Below are 20,953 nucleotides of genomic sequence, written 5' to 3' on the forward strand. Positions count from 1 at the left end.
GCGTCTCTATATGAGGCGCTTATTTTTTAATGAGAGGTATATATGCAAAGAGAAAAATTCTTAGATATAAAGTTAAATAAGGCTTATGACGTAGTAAATTTCACTATTGATAAAGATATCAAGGCCCTAACAATTAAGTGGAGCAATAACAAACAGTTTTTTAGCGCCTACGTTTTCGGTCCAGATAAAAAGCTTTATGCACAGATAATAGCTGCGAAGGAAAGTGGCGAAAGGCGCATAGCTACTATCCAATCTAGCTGTTCGCCTTGCTGCCAAAGCTTTAAGCCTAATATAGCTAAGGGCGTTTGGAGTCTTGAATATGGCGTTCTAAATATGTGTGACGCAGATGATATCAGTCTTGAAATTTATGAAGGAGATTTAGATAGTGAAGAAAATATTTTTAATGAAGTAAATTTATTTGATAGCATAAAGATGATGGATGATGGACCTAAGAAAACTTCTTATGCGGCGGACTTCCACACTCACACCATATATTCAGACGGTAAAATGTCTAGAGAAGCCAATAATGATGTGGCGATAAAGCAAGGACTGGACTTCTTTGTGCCAACAGATCACAATGTCTATCACTACACATGGCCAAAGCATGAGGGCTTAAAGATCTATCCAGGCATAGAGATAACATCTAGCCTTGGTCACATCAACCTATTATTTGCAGAAAAAACGCCATTTGCAGAGCATGCGATATATGAGATTGAAGACGAAGAAGCACTTGTAAGGATAATCAAAGAGGCAAAGGACTACTCACTGATTTCAGTGAACCATCCATGCATGCCGCCGTGGGACTTTCATGCAAAATCATTTCCGCTTGACTTAATCACGTTTATGGAAGTGATCAACGACCCGACATATATGACATCTAAAAAGGCAATCAAAGACGCCATAAAAGCCTGGAACTACTTATTAAACGACGGCTACAGAGTCATATCCATAGGCGGAAGTGATTCACACTTACTTCCAGAAGAAAAATATGAGGGTTCAGTATATCCATCGCTTTTAGGAGACCCAAAAACCATAGTTTACGCAAAAGAGAACACAGCCGAAGCTCTTAAAGACGCGATGCTGGCTGGAGAAGTGTCTGTGACTAGATCAAAGGAGATAAAGCTTAGTGCCAATGGCTTAGCAAGAGAAAATGAAAACTTCACTGGAAGAGCAAGCTTAAGAGCGGAATTACTCGAAAACAATTTTCATTCATCAGCTCTTCATATATCTTGGCTAATCGATGGCGAGTGCGTTAAAGATGAAAAGGCTAAAGAGTCGATGTTCAGTATTGAAATAGACAGCGCTTACCACTGGATAAGGGTAGATGTTTGGGACGAAGATGGCAATCTTTATGGCTACACTAATCCCATTTTCTTCAATAGAAAGACTAAAGAGCATGAAATGAAGGTCTGGGGCGATTTGATGGAGAAGATGTCAAATGAAAAATAATATAAAGGGCGTAATATTTGATAAAGACGGAACGCTTTTAAAATTTACTGACATTTGGAGGCTTAGTTTAGAAGATCTTTTTGATTATTATGAGCTTGGTGAAGCTGATAAGCTAGATATAAGGCAGGTAGTAGGAGTGAATGAAGACCACAGTATTAGAGAAAATTCTATACTTGCCTCAGGGACTATAGCTGATTTAGCAGAAGTATTTAGTAAATATGTTGACAAAAGTAAAGAAGCTCTTGATAAAGAGATAAGTGATTTCTTTTTAGCTTACTTAGATAAGCATCCAGAATTGATTGTGGGGACGTGTGATGTTAAAAAATGTTTTGACGCGCTAAAGAAACTTGATATCAAAGTAGCTGTCATAACAGCTGATAGCTTTAAGCAAGCGAAACTAAGTTTTGAGATGCTTGGCGTATATGATGAAATAGATTTTTTAGCAGCAGCTGATTTTTATCCAAATAAACCAGATCCATCATCATTAGATGCTTTTTGTAAAAATTTTGGACTAAGTAGAAAAGAAGTAGCCGTTGTAGGCGACTCACTAATAGATTTAGAGCTAGGTAAAGTAGCTGGGCTTGCTGTTGGAGTAACGTGCGGCGTAGGCACAAAAGAGATGCTTATAAAGGATGCGGATATAGTTTTGGATACGCCACTTGATTTAATAAAAGTATTAAGATAAGTAAATAAATATTAATTGGGTATAAGAGATGTGTGAAGCGTATATTGCTTTACACATTTTTGCGTTTAAGGAGATATATATGAAGAACTTACTTATTATTTTTACAAGGGTACCCATTGAGGGGCACACAAAGACGCGTCTCGAAGATTTTTTATCTAAGAAAGATATAGTTTTATTTCACAAGAATCTTATTAAAAGGCTTGTAAATGAACTTAAGTCTGATAAATGGGATTTAGAAGTGCATGCGACGCCTATTGACAAGGTAGATGTACTTAAAGAAATTTTACCAAATGAAGTATACAAGGCGCAAGCTGAGGGAAATCTCTTTGAGAGAATGGAGCTTGCCATCGATACGGCTCTTAAGAATTATGAAAAGGTCGCTCTCATTGGTTCTGACATCTATGACATTAGCAAAAAAGATATCGAGGCCGCCTTTGCAGCGCTTGATACAAACGATATAGTTTTTAATCCATCATCGGACGGTGGCTATTCACTAGTCGCGTCGAAGATTAATTTAGCGAATAAACTTAATATAGATTTTAAAAATAAATCAATGATACTCGAAGAAACTATTAAAAATTCTAATACTTCGCTAATTAAGAGCCTTAGAAGCATTGATGATATTGACACGAAAGAGGATCTATTATATAATTACTTTGGAAAAATTGTAGATTTTTTAAGTAAGGATGAGATTATCTTAGATGGCAAAAAAATAAAGCTTGACGAGACAATTTTTCACGACTTAATTAATATAAATAATTGGGGGAATAATAATGAAGAAGAAGAAAATTTCTAAGATAGTACTTATTTCTATCATATTACTAGTAATAGTACTGTATTTTGCAGTACCAAGTTTTAATGCGACTATGAAAAAATTCGTGACAGAGCTAGGAAGCTTGAATTTAGAATCGGTTATTGAGTTAATCAGAGGTTACGGTGCGTATGCAGCAGTTATTTCATTCTTTTTAATGATCCTTCAATCAGTACTTGCACCCATACCAGCGCTTTTAATCACTTTATCTAATGCGGCAGTATTTGGCTGGTGGAAGGGCGCACTTCTTTCATTCTGGTCAGCTATGGCTGGAGCTGCATTATGCTTCTATATCGCTAGAACACTAGGTAGAGACTATGTTGAAAAGGTTGTTACTAAGACTGGCCTTGCAAAAGTTGATGAATTCTTTGAAAGATACGGCAAAAACTCAATACTTATCTGTAGACTACTTCCATTTGTTTCCTTTGACATAGTTAGTTACGCAGCAGGCCTAACACCTATAAAGTTCTGGGACTTCTTCCTAGCAACAGGTCTTGGACAACTACCAGCAACTATCGTTTACTCATACTTAGGTAATTTAGCTGGCTCTACAAAGACTATATTTATATCTATAGTTTCCGTTGTTGCTCTAAGTGCCTTAGTTTATATGATAGGCAAGATATATAATGACAAGAAAAAAGCAAATAAATCCAATTAAAATACTGAGCCTATTACTCATAATAATAGGCTCCGTTCTAGTTATAAAGTACGTGCCGATGGAAAAGCTCAAGGCCTTTATCGAAGAGCGAAGAGAGCTTTCAGAAGTCTTATACGTAGCAGCTTTTGCGATACTGCCTGTATTTTTCTTCCCAGTGCCAGTCCTTGCGCTTATAGCCGCTGCCTTATTTGGCTTTGTAAAGGGAAGTCTCTTGACCATGGTAGGAGCGCTTTTAAATATGTCTATCATGTTTGTCATCGCAAGATACATCGGCAGAGACTTTGTCAGCGCCTTGGTTCATAAGCACGTGAGCAAAAAGACTTACGATAGATATTTTGCCAAAGATGCCAAGATCGCATCAGGACTGTTTTTACTTAGGCTTACGCCAATCATTCCATACAATATACTTAATTATGCTTATCCCTTAACTGATATTAGCTTTTGGAAGTATTTAATCGTTTCTTTCTTGGGGATAATGCCTGGAACGCTTGTTTACCTAAACCTAGGTGACAAGATTAAAGACTACAAGTCCAAAGAGTTTCTGATTGCAGTTTTAATCATGCTCGCACTTGTAATAATTTCAGTTTTGCTGACAAAGTATGTTAACAAGAAAAATGATAGCAATAGTAGTTCCAGTATATAAGGAAGAAAAAAGCATAGAGCGCTTCATAAGGCACTTATATAGCTTAGATGGAGACTTCAAAGTCTATATAGCTTATGCCGGTGGTGGAGACGCTACGCTTGATGTGCTTCATAAACTAAACAAGGAATTTCCATTTAAGGTAGTTATGAGCGAAAAATCTCGCTCAATTCAGATGAATACAGGCTTTAAAGAAACTACCGAAGAAAAAATAATGTTTTTGCACGCAGATTCATATTTAGATAAGGACGCCATAGTCAAGATGGACAAGGCACTTGATAAATACAGCGCCGCAGCCATAAAGATAAAATTTACTAGCAAAAGATTTTTAATGAAAGTCGTTGCCTTTAGATCAAATCTAAGATTAAAATTATATAATATTGCCTATGGAGATCAAGTTATGTCATTTAGGCGCGAGAAGTTCATAAACATGGGCATGTTTAAGGAACTGCCACTTATGGAAGACTACGAAATGTCTAGGAGACTCAAAAAAGAAGGAACAAGGATAAAGGCTATAGACTCATACGTTACGACAGATGCAAGACGCTTTGAACAGACGGGTATACTTAAGACCATAATACTAATGAAAAAATTAAAATTTATGTTTTTGCTTGGCTACCCGATTGAAGAGATCACAAGGAGATACAGAGATGAAAGATGATAATAAAAATTATTTAGAATATGTCAAAGAGACTTGCCTCGACTGCTCGCTATGCACACAAAACTGCGATTTTCTAACGAAGTATGGCCTTGACCTAGCAGATTTTGCGTCAAGAGATGATTTAGCCTACTCATGTTTTTTATGCGGTAGATGCTATGAGGTCTGTCCCGTTGATTTAGACGGCAGAGAGATCTCACTAATACATAGGAAAAATGAGGGCTTCGGCATGATGAAGTTTGAGAAGTCCCTATATAAGTTCAGAAATAACTCAAATAAAGAGACGAAGGATTTATTATGGCTTGGCTGCTCATTTCCAAGAGCATTCCCAGAAACAACAAAGAAGATGATAGAGATATTTAAGGACGATGGCTGTGACTACTCAATCGACTGCTGTGGAAAGCCAGTCTTTGAGAGCGGTGACAAGGAGCGTGCGCAAAACAACATTGATCACGTCAAAATGCTTTTACTTAAGAAAAAAGTAAAGAGAGTCGTTACATGCTGCCCAAACTGCTACCACTTCTTTAAAGATTACACAGACATAAACGTAATAACAATATATGAAAAGCTTCACGAGCTAGGCGTAGGCAAGGTTTTTGAAGATGAGTTTCATATCTATCACCCATGTCCAGACAAAGTTCATAAAGAGATGTTTAAAGATTTAAAATACTTTATGCCAAACGCCAAAAGCGATTACAAAGACGTTCTATGCTGCGGCCTAGGTGGACTTGCTAGCCGCGATGAACCCGAGATAGCGAAAGCATTCCTAGATAGACTTAAAAATTATGAGAGCATGGTCACAACATATTGCGCAAGCTGCTCGATACAGTTTACAAAAAATCAAATACCTAATCAGCACGCACTTACCATGATACTTGGCACAAACGAAAAAGTCGTTCCAACAAGCCTAGCTAGATTAATAAAGATGAAATTTTATGGCGGAAGATAAATTATAGACGGAAATACAAAAGCAGATGCACATCACATAGTGCATCTGCTTCTTTTATATCTGATATATTATTCTTCTTTTTTTACCTGCAAATACTTTGGCCTTTTATAAAATGTATCTAGTAGTGGCACCATAAAGGCAGCTATGAATCCACCGGAGAAGCCGTTATTATAAAGGTTCAGTCCAGCATGAAGGCCGCCGACGTTGTTTATAAGCGCCATGTGCAAGAAGCCTGCCAAGAAGCCTGCGAAGCTACCGTAGTAGTTTGAGATTGGGCAAAGTGTTGTGCCGAAAAGGCTAGCAAGTAGAAGTGCTGTGTCATGCGGGTTGTAGACATTGATCAGGCTCGCGACGTATATGCCTAAGAATATTGGCAGGGCGTTTCTTATGTCTTTACCGATAAAGGCAAAGCCCATGATTGTCAGTATGCCGCCGATGATTGGCCCGTTTAGCTCGCCTCCGACAAGTATTACATAAAGCGTCGATACTATGCCAAGTGTGCCAGCGTTTATCAGGCAGGCGCCGCTACCAAATTCTGCTTCGTAATTTTGAAGCATGGGCCCTATCCTCTTAAGAAGTTTAAAATAATTTATAAGTGCATTTTTTTCGCAAAATCCCAAAATTATGAAAAGCATCGACAAAAGCAAAAGTAGTGGCAGGAACTTATCGTTGTATCCACTCAAGACTATGTGTCTTTGTGGCAGCTCTATATTTATGGTCTTTAAAAAGCCTGAGTAGAACATGGCGATGATGCCTGCTGTGAATCCGCCATTGTAAAGGTTAAAGCCCTTATGAAACTCTTTGAATGGTTTTAAAAGCGGCGTAAATATAAAGCCTACTAAAAAGCCTGCGAAGAAGGCACAGACCACGCCAAAGACGCCGCCAACTAGTAAGTAGACGTTCGTCACCATGGGTGCAAGCGATGTAACGAAGAGGGCGTTTGCGATATTGTCTTCGATCTTGATTTTGTAAAGCCTTGTGAAGGCGATGACGCCAAACATTAGCGGCATTGAATTAAGTAGATTCTTGCCGAAGAGCGAGAAGCCCGACACAACGAAGACGGCGGCTATATGTATGCCTCTTAAGTCTATCTTTCTAATATTCATTATCATTATCGAGAATAAAGTGACTATGGAGCTATTAACAAGGGCGGCACCGATGTTTGCAAGCTTCATATAGTCTGTCACGAGAGATGCCGATGAGACGCAGATGATATTTAGACCATTCACAATTTCATCTGGCGTGTTAAAGGCAAAGCCCGTTATAAATAAAAATATGGCGTATAAGTATAAAATTAAGTACTTATTTTTATAATCACTAAGGTTAATCATGCTATGCGCCTCCTTATCTTATATATATTTTACCATAAATATGGATAAAATTGATATAATATTTTTTGTGATTTATTTAGGCGGATTGGGTATATATAAATTGAGCGAAAGGCTCAATAAGGAGGTAAAAATGACAAATTTAATAGGTAAACAATTAGACGAATTTAAGGTAAATGCATTTCAAGCAGGAAAGGACTTCTTTCAAGTAACAAACGAAGACTTAAAGGGTCACTGGAGTGTACTTTTCTTCTACCCAGGAGACTTTACATTTGTATGCCCAACTGAACTAGAAGCACTTGCTGAAGAATATGAAAACTTTAAGAAAGCTGGCTGCGAAGTATATTCAGTTTCAACTGACTCTGAATTTGTTCACATGGAATGGCAAAAAACATCTCCAGCTGTATCAAAAGCAAAATACGTTATGCTAGCTGACAGAGCATTTGAACTTTCTAGAATGCTAGGAGTATTAAACGAAGAAGAAGGACAAGCTTACAGAGGATCATTTGTAATCAATCCTGACGGCGTTATCACTGCTTATGAAATCCACGACATGGGTATAGGCAGAAGCCCTAAGGAATTACTAAGAAAGGTAGAAGCTTCAAAATTTGTTAACGAGCACGGAGACAAAGTCTGCCCAGCTAACTGGATGCCAGGCGAAGACACACTTACACCAGGCATGGACCTAGTAGGTACAATCTAAGATATTTACAAGAGTAGGCGCATCTATGCCTACTCTTTTTTACGTCTAGTCCATTTTAAAAAATTATCAAGATAAAGGGATAATTCGCTTGACGTATTAATATATTTGGATGTATAATAAATATATAGGCAAAACTATGTGTGTAAATTAAGGAGGTTATTTTATGAGAAAAACAGAGTGTACAACTATATTAGTTGGTAAAAAAGCGTCAATAGATGGAACTATCATCATCGCGAGAAACGAAGACTACCACGACGCTATAAACCTAAAGAAATTTGTGGTTCATGAAGATAAACCAAACGGAAGCACTTATGAATCAGATAACACAAAGGTTAAAGTTGAATTGCCAAAGGGCGCAATGAGATATACAGCTATCCCATCAGATGATAAGAACGAGCCAGGTGCTTATGCCGAAGCAGGTTTTAACGAACTAGGCGTTGCAGTTAGCTCGACTGAAAGCTTATACGGCAACGAAAGAGTTTTAGCTCTTGACCCACTAGTTCTTGATGGTATCGCAGAAGACGCTATAAATGACTTAGTTACACCATATGCAAAATCAGCTCGTGACGGAATTAAATTCTTAGGCGAACTTATTAAGAAATATGGTTCAGCTGAAGGCAATGGTATCTTGTTCGCGGACAAAGACGAAGCTTGGTATATGGAGATACCTACAGGACATCACTGGGTAGCTGTTAGAATACCTGATGATTGCTACGCAGTTGCTCCAAACCACGTTTGCATCGAACAAATAGACTTTAATGACAAAGAAAACTATATGTGGTCAGAAGGCATGGAAGAATTTGTTAAAGAAAATAACTTAAATCCAGACTTCGAAGGATTTAACTTTAGAAAAGTTTTCGGCACATATAGAGAGCTAGACAGAGTTTATAACACACCAAGAGCTTGGTACGCACATAAATTATTATCCTCATGCGACTGCGACCCAACTTGCGGCGACATACCATTTATAAAGAAAGCTACAAAAAAGATTTCAGTAGAAGACTGCGCTAAAGTTTTAGGCTCACACTATAACGAAACAGAATTTGACCCACTAGGCTGGCAAGGAACAGAGCAAGAAAAGAAGAGATTCAGATGCATCTCACTTTCAAGAACAGCTCACTCACATATCTTACAAGTATATCCAGACCTAGACGAAAAACTTAGAGGAGTAACTTGGTTATCCTTCGGAACAACAGCATTCAACCCATACGTACCGTTCTTTAACTACGTTGAAGACACACCAAGAGAATACAGAACAGTTCCTGAAAAGATGGACATCGACAACGCTTACTGGCTAGCAAAAGTCTTCGCATACTATGCAGAAGAACATTACAAGCTTTTCAATAGAGACACACACGAGTTCTTACAACGTATGGCAATCTATGGCAGACAAAGAGTTATGGAAGTTCAAAAAGGAGCAAAGGGCTTAGACGACAAAGCACTTATGAAGTACTTGACAGAAGAAAACCAAAAGACAGCCACTTACTTCATCGAAGAAACAAAGAAGCAATTACAAGATTACGCAACAAGAGCTTTGTTCACTTCAAAATTAACTTTCCAAATGGATAAAAACTTATAGAATTTAATATTATGTATATGGATGGGGCCTTATGATGAGGCTCCATTTTTTGCTTTAGCATGAAAATAAATTATATGAGCTTGACAAATAATATGGTGGGGGTATAATGTATATATAGTCTAAAATAACTGGAGTAATTAATGAAGGAGGTACTTTATGAAAAAGTATATTAAAGCAAATTTAAAATATTTGATTCTGTCAATTTTATTTGCACTACTAAGCACTGTATCATTTTATTTTATAACAAGAAATATGGGTAAAGTTGTTGATGCGGCAGGAGCAGGAAACTTCGAAATCATCAAAAAAAGCTCTTTATATGCACTTTTATTCATAGTTCTATGGGTTTTTACTTCTTATCTAATGCTTAATTCTAGCAACAATTTTTCAAATAACGTTGCCTTATCATTAAACAGAGATTATTGCAGAGCAGTATTTTTAATGCCAACTGCTATATATGATAAGAAATCAAATGATTATTACATAAATTTAATGAACGAGGACTTAAACATACTTAGAAGAGATTATTTTTTAACTCTTAGTCGTTTTGCAAGCTATGTAATACAAGCTATAGTTTTTTTAGTTGGTTTATTTTTAATTAGCCCGTATTTTTGTGCACTTAGCTTAGTATTTTCACTTTTACCATTCTTTATAAGTAAATTTATAACTAAAAAATTGCAAGCGCTGCAAATGGAAGTTTCTCAGTCAAATGAAGAAAAATTTGGTGGAATAAAAGAAATTGTTTTTGGATCACACCCTATAAAACAATCAGGCAATGAAGAAACTTTTATAAATCGCTATTTAAAAGTCTTAGGTAAAAACTTATCAACAATAAAAGAGTCAAATATAAAAATGAATATCTTTAATCAATCGATGCGTGGAGTAGGTTTATTGAGCCAATTAGTAATTTTATCTTTAGGCGCTTTATTAATACTAAAAGGCACAGTTACTACAGGTGACCTAATCATGTCAATGTTCTTCATAACATCAGTTTCAGACGCAGTTGGAAATGCCATAGAGACGTATAACAATATAAAATCGACTAAGGGCGTTGGAGATAAATTCTTAAATATGCTTAAGAGTAACGAAGAGCTTCCAAAGGGAAGAGTCTTAGCACTAGAAGCAGGAAAAGTGAAGGACGGAGTAAGTGTTAAAAACTTTAGCTTTGCCTTTGGAGATAGAGATATATTTAAAAACTTTTCATATGAATTAGCAGATGGAGGTGCCTATGCAGTCATAGGCGAGAGCGGTAGCGGTAAATCAACATTTGCAAGACTATTAACAAAAGAGCTTGACGGATACAAAGGTGAAGTAACAGTCTACGGACAAGACTTAAACGATATATCAGAAAAGTCCTTGTTTGAAAGCGTCGCAGTAGTGCCACAAGAAGCCATGATATTTAAAGACAGCTTATTTAACAACATCACAATGTATGACAGCTCTATAAAAGAAGATAGTGACGAGTATAAAGAGATAATTAAGAAATTAAATCTCGAAGGCTTAGCAAAGAAAGAAAAAGAGGGTACACTTGATGTACTTCAAGCTTCTGGTGGAGAAAAAGAAAGAATATCCATAGCCAGAGCTATGATTAGAAATCCAAAGATACTTATACTAGACGAGCCAACAACAGGACTTGACCCAGACAACGCAAGAGAAGTAAAGAAGATAATCACAAACTTAGACGGAGTCCTAAGACTAGTTATAACACACGATTACGACGAAGAATATCTAAAGAAGTTCGATGGAGTAATATTTATGAACGAAGTTTGTGCTTAATAAATTGATTATAGGTGGAGAGAAATCTTCACCTATTTTATTGAATAAATAAAGGTATTGCACTTTATTTAAGGTCATGATATCATATATATAGGCTTGGGGGTGATAAACTATGTGGAAGTTAAGAAAATATGTTTCGAATAAAGATTTATTTAGCTACATAGTCATATATATACTATATAAAATAACTTTTCTCTTAAGTCCATATCTATCTGGTATATTTATAGATGCATCAGTTGCGAAGGACTTTGACAAGATGATTTTATACGCTATATACAATATAATTTTGTTTGTGGCAGGACAAGGAGTTATGTACTTTTTTGACATCATTGAGGGAGAGGCAAGTACACGCTCGACCATTAATATATATGAAAAGCTTGATGATAATCTTTTAAGATACAATCTCAAAACTAATAATATTAGCCGAGACAAGATCAATCAAGAGATAACGCATAACCTTGATGCTGTTAGTAAATACATATTCAAGACACCAGTCAATGTAGTTTTTCAATTTTTGACAATGATTTTCATCTTTGTGATTATGCTTACTATATCGGTACAACTTGCTTTTGTCATGCTTATAAGTGTGCCAGTCGGTGCTTACGTTTCATACAAGCTTGGAGATAAAATTTCTGATTACTCTGAAGAAAATATTCAAAACACACAAAATATCAATGGTTACATTCTAGATAAGTACGAGATAAACAAGTCTGAAAGGCTTTTAGATAAGAAGCAGCTATTTAATATTAAAGATTATTTGGATAAATATAAAAACACTTTGTTTAAAAAATTTAAACTACAATCTTTAGTAGAAAATTGGATGATATATTTTATTTTAAATGGCGTTATACTTATGATGACCATACTATCAGGTTACTATGTTTTCAACGGCAGTATAAGCATAGGTGCATTCTTTGCTTCACAGCTCTATGTTTCTCAGTTTTGGGGACCAGTGCAAGAGCTCTTTGATATAAGAAATGAGTATTTGAGCGATAAACCAGCTATCAATAATTTTGCTGAATTTTTAGAGATAGAAGCAGCAAAGTATAAAGATGATAAAATAAAAACTATTGAACTAAAAGATTTTGAGTGTTTAAGTAAAGATAATACTATTTTGAACGAAAAAGTCAACGCTTGCTTTGATGCGTCACATATCAATATTATCTGCGGGGACAATGGTACTGGAAAGACAACCATAGTCGAAGCTATACTTAATTATAACAAGAGATATAAGGGTAAGATATATATTAATGATGAAGAATTAAAAGACCTTTCATACTCGGACATAGTTTATATACCAGCAGATTACTTGATATCAAAGTTTGGCGTGCTTGAGGACAAAGCTAAGATGTCGTCAGGACAAAGAAAAAAGGCGCAATTTGACTTATCACTACTAACAGATAAGAGCGTGTATATAATAGATGAGCCAACAAACTTCTTAGACCTTGAGAATAAAGAAGCAATTGCAAGGCTTATATCGGATCTACATGATAAAGGAAAGATAATTATAATGATTACACATGATAAAGACATTATTAATAAATTAAACAATGTAGATACTATATATTTAGAAAGAAAAGTCGTAGCTTAATAAATTGACATAGGTGGAGAGAAATCTTCACCTATTTTTTTATCTAAATGGGTACATATATAAAAGAGGTGATGATATGCTAAAGAGATTTTTTGATCTTAGTGGTGACGAGATCATTAATTTAAATAAAGATGAATTGAAACAAGCGATTAAGTCTTGTGAAGCAAGGATAGTTTTGTCGGAGAATGTTGTGGTTCAAGAGCCAGCAACTTATGGCGTGACATCGTCTGAGCTTGCTAAGGCTTTTGGCGCTGACCTAATTTTATTAAATTTCTTTGATGTAAATGAAAAGAAAATTAAGGGCCTTGATTATAGTGGTGATGACATCATTAAAAAGCTAAAAAATCTTGTAAAGAGACCTATCGGTTTAAATCTAGAACCAGTTCAAGATAAGAATATGTTTAGCGAAAAGAAAATTATTAGCGAGGGAAGAAAGGCAAGCGAAGAAAATATTAAAAAGCTTGATGAGATGGGCTTCGACTTCGTTATGTTTACTGGAAACCCTGGTACTGGCGTTGACAACGAAGGCATTAACGAGGCGATAAAACTTGCGAAAAAATATTTTCATGGACTTATCTTTGCTGGCAAGATGCATTCATCGGGCGTTGACGAGAAGATTGCAGACCTTGATGTTTATGAAGGCTTTTTAATTGCCGGCGCTGATGTTCTTTCTGTACCAGCTGTTGGCACATGTCCAGGCGTTTTCGATGAAGACGTTAGAGCTATCGTAGAGCTTGCACACAAAAACGGCGCTCTTGCCATGACTACCATCGGCACTTCGCAAGAAAGTTCGCCAAAGGAAGTCATTAGGGACATTGCACTTAGAAATAAAATTTTAGGCGCTGACATTCAGCATATAGGCGACTCTGGTTACGGTGGCCTTGCCATTTGCGAGAATATTTTTGAACTTTCAAGAACCTTAAGAGGAGATAGACACACATTTAAGCTTATGGCTGCGTCTATAAATAGATAATGGATATAGAAAAGTTTATTCGTTTTAGAAAAGAGCTTCACAAGATGCCCGAGGAGGCTTTTAAAGAGGATAAGACTAGGGCTTTTATCAAAAATGCTTTAAAAGATGTTAATGGTCTTGAGCTTATTGAGGACAAATCTTATTTACTATATAGATTTTTTAAGGGCGAGGACAAAAAGTCAATAGTTTTGCGCTGTGATATGGACAGCATTGTAAATAGCAACAAGGAGCGCTTTCACGGCTGTGGACACGATGGCCACATGGCGATAATGCTTGGTACTATACTTTCAATAGACGCAGCTAAGCTTGACAAGAACGTTTACTTTTTATTTCAAGCGGCTGAAGAGACTGGTTATGGAGCGCTTGATGCTCTTGAAATTTTTGATAAGTACAAAATTACCGAGGCTTACGGCCTTCATAACTACGCTGGAATCAAGACAGGAACTATATCTACAAAAAAGGGACTATTGTTTCTATCGTCATTTGGCTTAAAATTAAATATACTGGGAAGGCAGTCGCACGCGTCCATACCAGAAAATTCGCTAAATCCGATATATGCATGCAGCGAGATTATTAAAGATATAGAGCCATTTATTAAAAAAGATGCTTACAAAGATTTTACTCTTCAAGGCGAAAAATTCTCTGACAACATCTTTATAACCGTTGTTGGCGTAAAGCTTGGCGGAGAAAATTTTGGTGTGTCGCCAGCAAATTTAGAGCTAGATTTAACCTTGAGAGCATATAACGACGATGATTTAGCAAAACTTAAAAATATTTTTGAAAATAAATATAAAAAGGCTTTAGAAGAGATGGGTTTTGTGGTAGAATTAAATAGTACGGATGAGTTTTTATCGGTTGTGAATGACGAAGAGCTTTATGAGGACTTCGTTAAAGCTATTGATGCGGATGGACTTCCATTCGAAGAGAGAAAAGAGATAATTAGAAGCAGTGAGGACTTCGGCTACTATAGGCGTAAGGCGAGAGAACTATTCTTCCTACTAGGCGTGGGCGAGGATCATAAGGACATTCACGACGAGGCGTATGAATTTAATGATGAGGCTATAGAGAATGGCGTAAAAGCGTTTTTATCTATAGCGTATAGACTTTAGGAGGGATTAGATGAGCTGTGATAACGATTGCAAGGCGTGCAAAGACAAGTGCGCATTTGAAAAGCTACAAGCGAATGATAAATCAAAGATAAATAAGGTAATAGGAGTCGTGAGCGCAAAGGGCGGCGTTGGCAAAAGCTACGTAACAACGCTACTTGCGAACGCTTTGGCAAAAAAAGGCTACAAGGTCGGTATACTTGACGCGGACCTTACAGGACCATCGATACCGGCATCTTACGGCCTTCATGGCATGATTACTTCAGAAGATGGTGTGAACATCGAGCCGGCTGAAGCGGCTAATGGCGTTAAAGTTGTGTCAATGAACTTACTTATGGAGCACGAAACAGATCCACTCGTTTGGAGAGGACCTATGCTTATGGGCGCCTTGAGACAATTCTACCAAAACGTTAACTGGGGCGAGCTTGATTATCTTTTAGTTGATATGCCGCCAGGAACATCAGATATACAGCTAAGTATATATCAGCTATATCCATTAAACGGACTAGTTATAGTTACATCGAGTCAAGAGCTTGTTGACATGATAGTTCAAAAAGCCTTTAAGATGGCTGGACTAATGCACATCAAGGTATATGGCCTAGTTGAGAACATGGCATACTTCATCTGCGACGAGTGTCAAAAGAAGCACTACATCTTTGGTGAGCCAAAGGCAGAGGCACTAGCTGAAAAATTTGGCGTGAAAGATTATGCGGCACTAGCACTCAAACCAGAGAACACAAGACTTGTTGACTCAGGTCAAGCAGATTTGATAGAAGAAAAAGATTTGGACGGCATAGTAAAAGCACTAGAAGAATAGTTTTAACAAATATAATGCACATGGCAGAGTATGATTTTCGTACTCTGTTTTTATTTGAAATAAGAAAGCGGAAAATGGATTCTTATTTCAGAAAATGATGATTATTTGAAATAAGAAATGGAAAAATGGATTCTTATTTCAGAAACTATTGACTTTTTGAAATAAGAAGTATATAATGTAATCACTATTTCAAATTGGAGCTGATTATATGATGAGTAAAGAAAGAGCGGGTAAGTTAATAAAAAATCTTTCTGGGATAATCGAGTACTATTCATTCAGACCAAGTCCACTGCCACCAGAGCCTGCTATTGCAGTTGACAATGAGCTTAACAATTTAATAATAGATGCACATAAGATGCTTGCCATTTTGGACGATAGAGCAGAGAAAATTCCTGATATGAATTTATTTATATCGATGTATGTGAAGAAGGAAGCGCTTCTCTCATCACAAATAGAAGGCACACAGGCAACGCTTGAGGACATCTTTGAAGTGAATCGCGATGAGAGCATAAACGAAGACGTCGAAGAGGTAGTTAACTATGTAAAGGCGGCGAACTATGCTATAGATAGATTAAATACCTTGCCGCTATGCAATAGACTGCTTTTGGAGACGCACGAAATTTTGCTTTCAGGCGTAAGAGGAAACGAGAAAAATCCGGGCGAGTTTAGATGCAGTCAAAATTGGATTGGCTCAAAGTCTTCAAATATCACTACGGCGAGGTATATACCGCCAAATATTGACGATATGAAAGAAGCTTTGTCAGATTTAGAAAAGTTTATCAATGACGATGGACCATACGATGCGCTGATAAACGCGGCTCTTGTGCATTATCAGTTTGAAAGCATACATCCATTTTTAGATGGCAATGGCAGGATAGGTAGGCTACTTATAGTTTTGTATCTACTTTATAAAGGCACTATCAAGACGCCGGCTTTGTATCTATCGTATTATTTAAAGGAACATAGAATTGAGTACTACGATAGAATGACATCTGTTAGAGATAGCGACAACTATGAGCAATGGATTAAATTCTTTGTGCGCGGTGTATATATTTCATCAAAGTCAGCGATAGAGAGCGCCGACAAGCTTATTGAGCTTAAAAATTTTGATGAAGACAAAATAAATAGCCTCGATATAAGTGATAGAAGAAAGATAAATATAATGAAGCTTTATAGACATCTCTTAGCAAAACCTATAATTGATATAAAGGGCGCAGCTGAAGAGCTTGAACTTGCATACAACACAGTAAAATCTGCAGTTGACGTGCTTATGGACCTAGATATACTTAAGCAAGACAATAATCAAGAAAGAAATAAAGTTTTTTCTTATGAAGCTTATTTAGCTGTATTAAGAGAAGGAACAGAGATAATTTAATAGATGAAAAACGCCTCGATTGTGAGGCGTTTTTATCTGTGGGTAATTATTTAATTATTTCTTAATTATTCCAAGAATTCTTTTTCCTAAGTTTTTCCATGAATACTCATGCAAATCTCTTGATATTTCTTCTGTAAATAAATTCTCATCAAGCCTTTCTATTTGCGTTTCTATATTTGCCACAAGTCTCTCGACATAGGCGTGGATGTCCTCTGTATATGGTTTATCAACGTCGCGTATACGAGGAAGCTTTGTAAACTCAATTATGCCGCTATTTACAAGTTTTTTACCAAGCAATTGTCTTAGCCCATCTATCTCTGACGCGACTACTAATTTGTGGCAGGCAAGTGCCTCTATCGCAACTAAACCAAGGGCTTCGAAGTATGATGGCAAGATGAATATATCTGAGCGTCTTAGGTCTTCTGCCATAAGCATTTGGTTTTCAGCGTCTCGTATAAATAAATTTTTGGAGTAGTTTGCCTCCATCATCATCTTTTCTTTATCTTCATCTGATGCGTTTCCTATGATGTGCAGCTCGACATTGTCGTGATTTTTCTCTAGATATGGCAGTGCTGCTGCTAGAGCAAAAATGCCTTTTGACTCAACTATCTTCCCAGCGTACATAAGTCTGATTTTGCCATCATCTTCATGATTTTCACTAGGGTAGAAGACTTTGTCGTTATAAGCGCCACCAACAAGATGAATATTTTCCTTAGCTATGCCAAGCAGCTCCACGATTTGCTCGTGCTCAGCTGGAGTTACAGTGAGTACTTGATCAAGGTCCTTAATATGAGTAAGTCTCTTTAAAAATCTTTCGTGCTGCATGATTTGCCTTATGTCAGTGCCGTGGCTGATGCCAACGACTTTCACATCGTCAAAAACTTCGCGAACGAGGTCCGTTAAAAACATTAGGTGGTGAGAGATAACTAGGTCTGGCTTAAAATCGTTTTTCACTTTAATAAGTCTCTTGCGAAAGGCGTCAAGCATCGTATCTATCATGCCTTCACTCATCTCGCTATATATAGTCGACTCGTATGGCATGGTGTCACTCATACCGCAGATGTGGAAAGGCACTTCATCCGTGTCATACAAAACTTCATATGTCATGTCCGCGTCTACATTTATCAAGTCTCTGTGTTTTTCTTCAGCGCCGTATATGGCAGCATTCTCTACGCCTGAGGCCTTGAAAGCCGATATTAAATTTGCGAAGTAAACGCCGCTACCAGTTTTAGCAGGAAGCTGTGTCAAGACGTGTAGTACTCTCATCTATGTCCTCCATTTCATATTTAACCTTAATTTTATCGCCAATTTGATAATTGACGTCGTCGTTTAAAATTAGCATTTCTAGCTTATGCTCATCATTTTCTATATCCAGTTCAATGGTCTCGCCATTAAAAGTTATGTCCTTAATTACAAATTTTTCGCCATTTGCATCAGGGCGAATTTTTTCTGGTCTTACATATTTATCCTTGATAATATTTTTGTTGCCGATAAAATCAAGAGTGAATTCGTTTTTCGGATGATTGTAAATATCTTGCGGAGCGCCTTTGGCAACAAGTTCGCCCTGATTTATGATGATAATCTCATCCGCCATAACAAAGGCTTCCTTTTGATCGTGCGTTACGAATATGGTTGTTATGTTAAACTCTCTTTGTATTCTTCTTATCTCGAATTGCATCTCGCTACGAAGTTTTGCGTCAAGTGCGCTCAGTGGCTCATCCATAAGCAAGATCTTTGGTCTAACTACAAGGCTTCTTGCGAGAGCAACACGCTGCTTTTCGCCGCCCGATAGCTCAGATGGATACCTTTTTTCGTAGCCATTTAGTCCGACGATGCGTAAAACTTCTCTCGCCTCAGCTTCTTTTTCTTTCTTTGATTTATCTTTTTCCTTAAATTTAAGACCATACATAACATTTTTCAAAACATTCATGTGAGGGAAGAGGCCAAAGCTTTGAAAAACGGTCGAAACGTCTCTATCTTCAGGAGAGAGATCCTTAATGCTTTTGCCGTCAAGGATTATCTCTCCCTCATGTTTGATAAAGCCGCCAATTGAGTGAAGTATAGTTGACTTACCCGAGCCAGATGGCCCAAGCAAACAAAGGAACTTGCCTTTCTCCAAAGAGAAGCTCACGTCCTTTATCGCGTATTTGTCCTCATATTTTTTGGAAATATTTTTCACTTCTAAAAACATTTACTTCACATCCTTTCTTGTAAATATCTTTGTAAATTTATTTTTAATATTCTCTCTAAAATCTCTGCTCATCAAAAGCCTTAAACATATGTTAAAAGCAAGGCAAATTAGTATGATGTAGAAGGCGATTACAGAGCCAACGCCATATTTCCCGCTTTGAATTACGTCAAACATAACGAGCGTCATCAGTTTCTTGCCAGGGTAGACAAGGAAAATGATTGTTCCGACAGTTGTCATCGTCGTTGTGAACGCGTTTATCATCGATATCATTATCGAATTTCTTGAAAGAGGCAAAACACCGTCAGTAATTTCGTTTATAGATGAGCCGCCTAAGTCTCTGATTGAGTTAAGTGTATTCGTGTCAATGTCCATCATAGCTGCGCTTGATGCCCTCGTTGAGAAAGGTAGCTGCTTAAATAAAACGTTTAAGACAACTATCGCCGCTGTTCCTGTTATTGCTATAGGAGGCGACCTAAAGAATAACAAATAACCTAGTCCAAAGAAAGTTCCTGGTATGATGTATGGCAGATTTGCTATCGTGTCAATGACCTTCATATATTTATAGCGTTTAATAATTAAGTAGTAGCCAATTAAAAGTCCGATGAAAGTGCCGCCAATAGCTGAGATTATACTATAAGCAATACTTCTAAGCGCGACGCCGCCTATAAAGACCTTAGTATTCTGAAAATTATCAAGAGTAAATACAAGTTCGCCGACACGCATCTTTGTAAAAGCATTTAAAATGATGGACGCATATAAAGAAACTATCCAAAATATGAAAAATATTGCAAAAGTGCTGATTATATAATACAAAATGCCATTTCTCTTAAGCGGAACCTCTTCCTTACTAGGTGAGCCGCTTGCTAGTGTGCCTGATTTAACTGCCTTTGATGAGAATAAAAATATAATTAGTGTTGGCACTAGTATAAAGACGTTCATGGCAGCCGCTCTGCCGAGATTACCATTGGCAATGACTTGAAAGTAACTTTCAAGGGCCAATACTTCGTAATTACCACCGATTATGGCTGGCGTACCGAAGTCTGAAACACTTCTAAAAAAGCTAAGCATCATGACAGCTTTGATACCATTCTTCATTGCGGGAACAATGATATCGATGATTATGTCATTAGTGCTTGCGCCCAAGCTTCTTGCCGAGTTGATTATGCTCTTGTCAAGACTTTGAAGAAAGCCTATGAGCAAGAGACTGTTTAGAGATAAATCCGATAGAGCCTGCATAAAGACAATGCCCCACATGCCATAAGGGTTCATGTTTAGGCCTAAGAGCTTGTATGTTATTATCCCGCGTCTACCAAAAAGTGTGATATAGCTTAGCGACGATACGAAAGGCGGGCTTATTAGAGTGATTGAAAGTATTAGTATGATAAGTGTCTTTACTTTTTTCCTCGATAGATAATAAAATATAGCTACGAAAGATGAGGAAAGTGTTGCGACTAGTGTAGTAAGCACACCCATCTTAAATGTATTTGTAATGAGCTTTTTATTAGAGAGAATTTTTTGGTAATGCTCTAAAGAAAAAGCACCATCTACATAGAAACTCTCTTTAAAAACTGTTAAGAAGGGGATGAGTATGAAGATTACGACTAGTGCCGAGAGCACAGCCGCAATTGTGTAGTCTATTAACTTAGATGATTTAATCTTTTTCATAT

19 protein-coding genes are annotated in these 20,953 nt (G+C 37.0%); 15 read left to right on the forward strand and 4 right to left on the reverse strand.

Going from position 1 to position 20,953, the window contains the following annotated elements; translation table 11 throughout:
• Positions 1-42: 42 nt before the first annotated feature.
• From AC1EJ0_RS01485 to AC1EJ0_RS01515, 7 genes are all read left to right on the forward strand, one after another.
• Positions 43-1,449: a CehA/McbA family metallohydrolase gene (locus AC1EJ0_RS01485; RefSeq protein ID WP_480023068.1), complete on the forward strand. Its 1,407-nt coding sequence runs from the start codon at positions 43-45 to the stop codon at positions 1,447-1,449.
• On the forward strand, positions 1,439-2,134 hold the full coding sequence (locus tag AC1EJ0_RS01490) for an HAD family hydrolase (protein WP_480023067.1): 696 nt from the start codon (positions 1,439-1,441) through the stop codon (positions 2,132-2,134). Before AC1EJ0_RS01485 ends, AC1EJ0_RS01490 begins: the two co-directional genes overlap by 11 nt.
• 79 nt (positions 2,135-2,213) lie before the next feature.
• A complete protein-coding gene (locus AC1EJ0_RS01495; RefSeq protein ID WP_480023066.1) occupies positions 2,214-2,930 on the forward strand; it encodes a TIGR04282 family arsenosugar biosynthesis glycosyltransferase in 717 nt (238 codons plus the stop codon).
• The gene (locus AC1EJ0_RS01500; protein ID WP_480023065.1) at positions 2,908-3,603 is read left to right on the forward strand and encodes a TVP38/TMEM64 family protein; all 696 of its coding nucleotides are present in this window, start codon (positions 2,908-2,910) and stop codon (positions 3,601-3,603) included. Before AC1EJ0_RS01495 ends, AC1EJ0_RS01500 begins: the two co-directional genes overlap by 23 nt.
• On the forward strand, positions 3,572-4,246 hold the full coding sequence (locus tag AC1EJ0_RS01505; protein WP_480023064.1) for a TVP38/TMEM64 family protein: 675 nt from the start codon (positions 3,572-3,574) through the stop codon (positions 4,244-4,246). Before AC1EJ0_RS01500 ends, AC1EJ0_RS01505 begins: the two co-directional genes overlap by 32 nt.
• Complete coding sequence (locus tag AC1EJ0_RS01510; protein WP_480023063.1) at positions 4,203-4,904, forward strand: TIGR04283 family arsenosugar biosynthesis glycosyltransferase; 702 nt, start codon at positions 4,203-4,205, stop codon at positions 4,902-4,904. Before AC1EJ0_RS01505 ends, AC1EJ0_RS01510 begins: the two co-directional genes overlap by 44 nt.
• The gene (locus AC1EJ0_RS01515) at positions 4,894-5,850 is read left to right on the forward strand and encodes a heterodisulfide reductase-related iron-sulfur binding cluster (RefSeq protein WP_480023062.1); all 957 of its coding nucleotides are present in this window, start codon (positions 4,894-4,896) and stop codon (positions 5,848-5,850) included. Before AC1EJ0_RS01510 ends, AC1EJ0_RS01515 begins: the two co-directional genes overlap by 11 nt.
• A gap of 68 nt (positions 5,851-5,918) precedes the next feature.
• Here the strand turns inward: AC1EJ0_RS01515 and AC1EJ0_RS01520 are convergent, their stop codons facing one another.
• Positions 5,919-7,181 carry a DUF1576 domain-containing protein gene (locus tag AC1EJ0_RS01520; RefSeq protein ID WP_480023061.1) on the reverse strand — a complete coding sequence of 421 codons (1,263 nt, stop codon included), beginning with the start codon at positions 7,179-7,181 and terminating at the stop codon, positions 5,919-5,921.
• A gap of 130 nt (positions 7,182-7,311) precedes the next feature.
• Between AC1EJ0_RS01520 and AC1EJ0_RS01525 the strand changes: the two genes are divergently transcribed.
• The 8 genes from AC1EJ0_RS01525 to AC1EJ0_RS01560 all read left to right on the forward strand — a co-directional run bounded on the left by AC1EJ0_RS01525 (position 7,312) and on the right by AC1EJ0_RS01560 (position 17,095).
• Entirely contained in the window at positions 7,312-7,881 is a 570-nt protein-coding gene (locus AC1EJ0_RS01525; protein ID WP_058259922.1) for a redoxin domain-containing protein, read from the forward strand.
• 163 nt (positions 7,882-8,044) lie between these two features.
• A complete protein-coding gene (locus tag AC1EJ0_RS01530; protein ID WP_480023060.1) occupies positions 8,045-9,460 on the forward strand; it encodes a C69 family dipeptidase in 1,416 nt (471 codons plus the stop codon).
• A gap of 156 nt (positions 9,461-9,616) precedes the next feature.
• The gene (locus AC1EJ0_RS01535) at positions 9,617-11,233 is read left to right on the forward strand and encodes an ATP-binding cassette domain-containing protein (protein WP_480023059.1); all 1,617 of its coding nucleotides are present in this window, start codon (positions 9,617-9,619) and stop codon (positions 11,231-11,233) included.
• 112 nt (positions 11,234-11,345) lie between these two features.
• Positions 11,346-12,824, forward strand: coding sequence for an ABC transporter transmembrane domain-containing protein (locus AC1EJ0_RS01540; RefSeq protein WP_480023058.1), 1,479 nt, complete (start codon positions 11,346-11,348; stop codon positions 12,822-12,824).
• A 76-nt stretch (positions 12,825-12,900) separates the two neighbouring features.
• Positions 12,901-13,797 carry a DUF7916 family protein gene (locus AC1EJ0_RS01545; protein WP_480023057.1) on the forward strand — a complete coding sequence of 299 codons (897 nt, stop codon included), beginning with the start codon at positions 12,901-12,903 and terminating at the stop codon, positions 13,795-13,797.
• Positions 13,797-14,906, forward strand: a complete 1,110-nt coding sequence (locus AC1EJ0_RS01550) for a M20 metallopeptidase family protein (protein WP_480023056.1) — start codon at positions 13,797-13,799, stop codon at positions 14,904-14,906. Before AC1EJ0_RS01545 ends, AC1EJ0_RS01550 begins: the two co-directional genes overlap by 1 nt.
• Before the next feature lie 10 nt (positions 14,907-14,916).
• Positions 14,917-15,720 carry an Mrp/NBP35 family ATP-binding protein gene (locus AC1EJ0_RS01555; protein WP_320603821.1) on the forward strand — a complete coding sequence of 268 codons (804 nt, stop codon included), beginning with the start codon at positions 14,917-14,919 and terminating at the stop codon, positions 15,718-15,720.
• Between the two features lie 208 nt (positions 15,721-15,928).
• On the forward strand, positions 15,929-17,095 hold the full coding sequence (locus tag AC1EJ0_RS01560; protein ID WP_480023055.1) for a Fic family protein: 1,167 nt from the start codon (positions 15,929-15,931) through the stop codon (positions 17,093-17,095).
• A 54-nt stretch (positions 17,096-17,149) separates the two neighbouring features.
• Here AC1EJ0_RS01560 and AC1EJ0_RS01565 read toward each other — a convergent pair whose 3' ends face one another.
• Genes AC1EJ0_RS01565 through AC1EJ0_RS01575 form a run of 3 tightly spaced genes read right to left on the reverse strand, consistent with a single transcriptional unit; the run spans position 17,150 to position 20,951 of the window.
• Entirely contained in the window at positions 17,150-18,361 is a 1,212-nt protein-coding gene (locus AC1EJ0_RS01565) for a glycosyltransferase family 4 protein (protein WP_480023054.1), read from the reverse strand.
• On the reverse strand, positions 18,324-19,286 hold the full coding sequence (locus AC1EJ0_RS01570) for an ABC transporter ATP-binding protein (protein WP_480023053.1): 963 nt from the start codon (positions 19,284-19,286) through the stop codon (positions 18,324-18,326). Before AC1EJ0_RS01570 ends, AC1EJ0_RS01565 begins: the two co-directional genes overlap by 38 nt.
• Positions 19,287-20,951: an ABC transporter permease gene (locus AC1EJ0_RS01575; protein ID WP_480023052.1), complete on the reverse strand. Its 1,665-nt coding sequence runs from the start codon at positions 20,949-20,951 to the stop codon at positions 19,287-19,289.
• Positions 20,952-20,953 lie beyond the last annotated feature (2 nt).

The organism is Fenollaria sp. C0166D3 (assembly GCF_056590255.1).

Coding starts and splice junctions, on each gene's coding strand:
- AC1EJ0_RS01535 (WP_480023059.1), top strand. CDS start 9,617: ATGAAAAAGTATATTAAAGCAAATTTAAAATATTTGATTCTGTCAATT.
- AC1EJ0_RS01560 (WP_480023055.1), top strand. CDS start 15,929: ATGATGAGTAAAGAAAGAGCGGGTAAGTTAATAAAAAATCTTTCTGGG.
- AC1EJ0_RS01525 (WP_058259922.1), top strand. CDS start 7,312: ATGACAAATTTAATAGGTAAACAATTAGACGAATTTAAGGTAAATGCA.
- AC1EJ0_RS01490 (WP_480023067.1), top strand. CDS start 1,439: ATGAAAAATAATATAAAGGGCGTAATATTTGATAAAGACGGAACGCTT.
- AC1EJ0_RS01550 (WP_480023056.1), top strand. CDS start 13,797: ATGGATATAGAAAAGTTTATTCGTTTTAGAAAAGAGCTTCACAAGATG.
- AC1EJ0_RS01575 (WP_480023052.1), bottom strand. CDS start 20,951: ATGAAAAAGATTAAATCATCTAAGTTAATAGACTACACAATTGCGGCT.
- AC1EJ0_RS01515 (WP_480023062.1), top strand. CDS start 4,894: ATGAAAGATGATAATAAAAATTATTTAGAATATGTCAAAGAGACTTGC.
- AC1EJ0_RS01505 (WP_480023064.1), top strand. CDS start 3,572: ATGACAAGAAAAAAGCAAATAAATCCAATTAAAATACTGAGCCTATTA.
- AC1EJ0_RS01520 (WP_480023061.1), bottom strand. CDS start 7,181: ATGATTAACCTTAGTGATTATAAAAATAAGTACTTAATTTTATACTTA.
- AC1EJ0_RS01565 (WP_480023054.1), bottom strand. CDS start 18,361: ATGAGAGTACTACACGTCTTGACACAGCTTCCTGCTAAAACTGGTAGC.
- AC1EJ0_RS01495 (WP_480023066.1), top strand. CDS start 2,214: ATGAAGAACTTACTTATTATTTTTACAAGGGTACCCATTGAGGGGCAC.
- AC1EJ0_RS01500 (WP_480023065.1), top strand. CDS start 2,908: ATGAAGAAGAAGAAAATTTCTAAGATAGTACTTATTTCTATCATATTA.
- AC1EJ0_RS01530 (WP_480023060.1), top strand. CDS start 8,045: ATGAGAAAAACAGAGTGTACAACTATATTAGTTGGTAAAAAAGCGTCA.
- AC1EJ0_RS01540 (WP_480023058.1), top strand. CDS start 11,346: ATGTGGAAGTTAAGAAAATATGTTTCGAATAAAGATTTATTTAGCTAC.
- AC1EJ0_RS01510 (WP_480023063.1), top strand. CDS start 4,203: ATGTTAACAAGAAAAATGATAGCAATAGTAGTTCCAGTATATAAGGAA.
- AC1EJ0_RS01545 (WP_480023057.1), top strand. CDS start 12,901: ATGCTAAAGAGATTTTTTGATCTTAGTGGTGACGAGATCATTAATTTA.
- AC1EJ0_RS01555 (WP_320603821.1), top strand. CDS start 14,917: ATGAGCTGTGATAACGATTGCAAGGCGTGCAAAGACAAGTGCGCATTT.
- AC1EJ0_RS01485 (WP_480023068.1), top strand. CDS start 43: ATGCAAAGAGAAAAATTCTTAGATATAAAGTTAAATAAGGCTTATGAC.
- AC1EJ0_RS01570 (WP_480023053.1), bottom strand. CDS start 19,286: ATGTTTTTAGAAGTGAAAAATATTTCCAAAAAATATGAGGACAAATAC.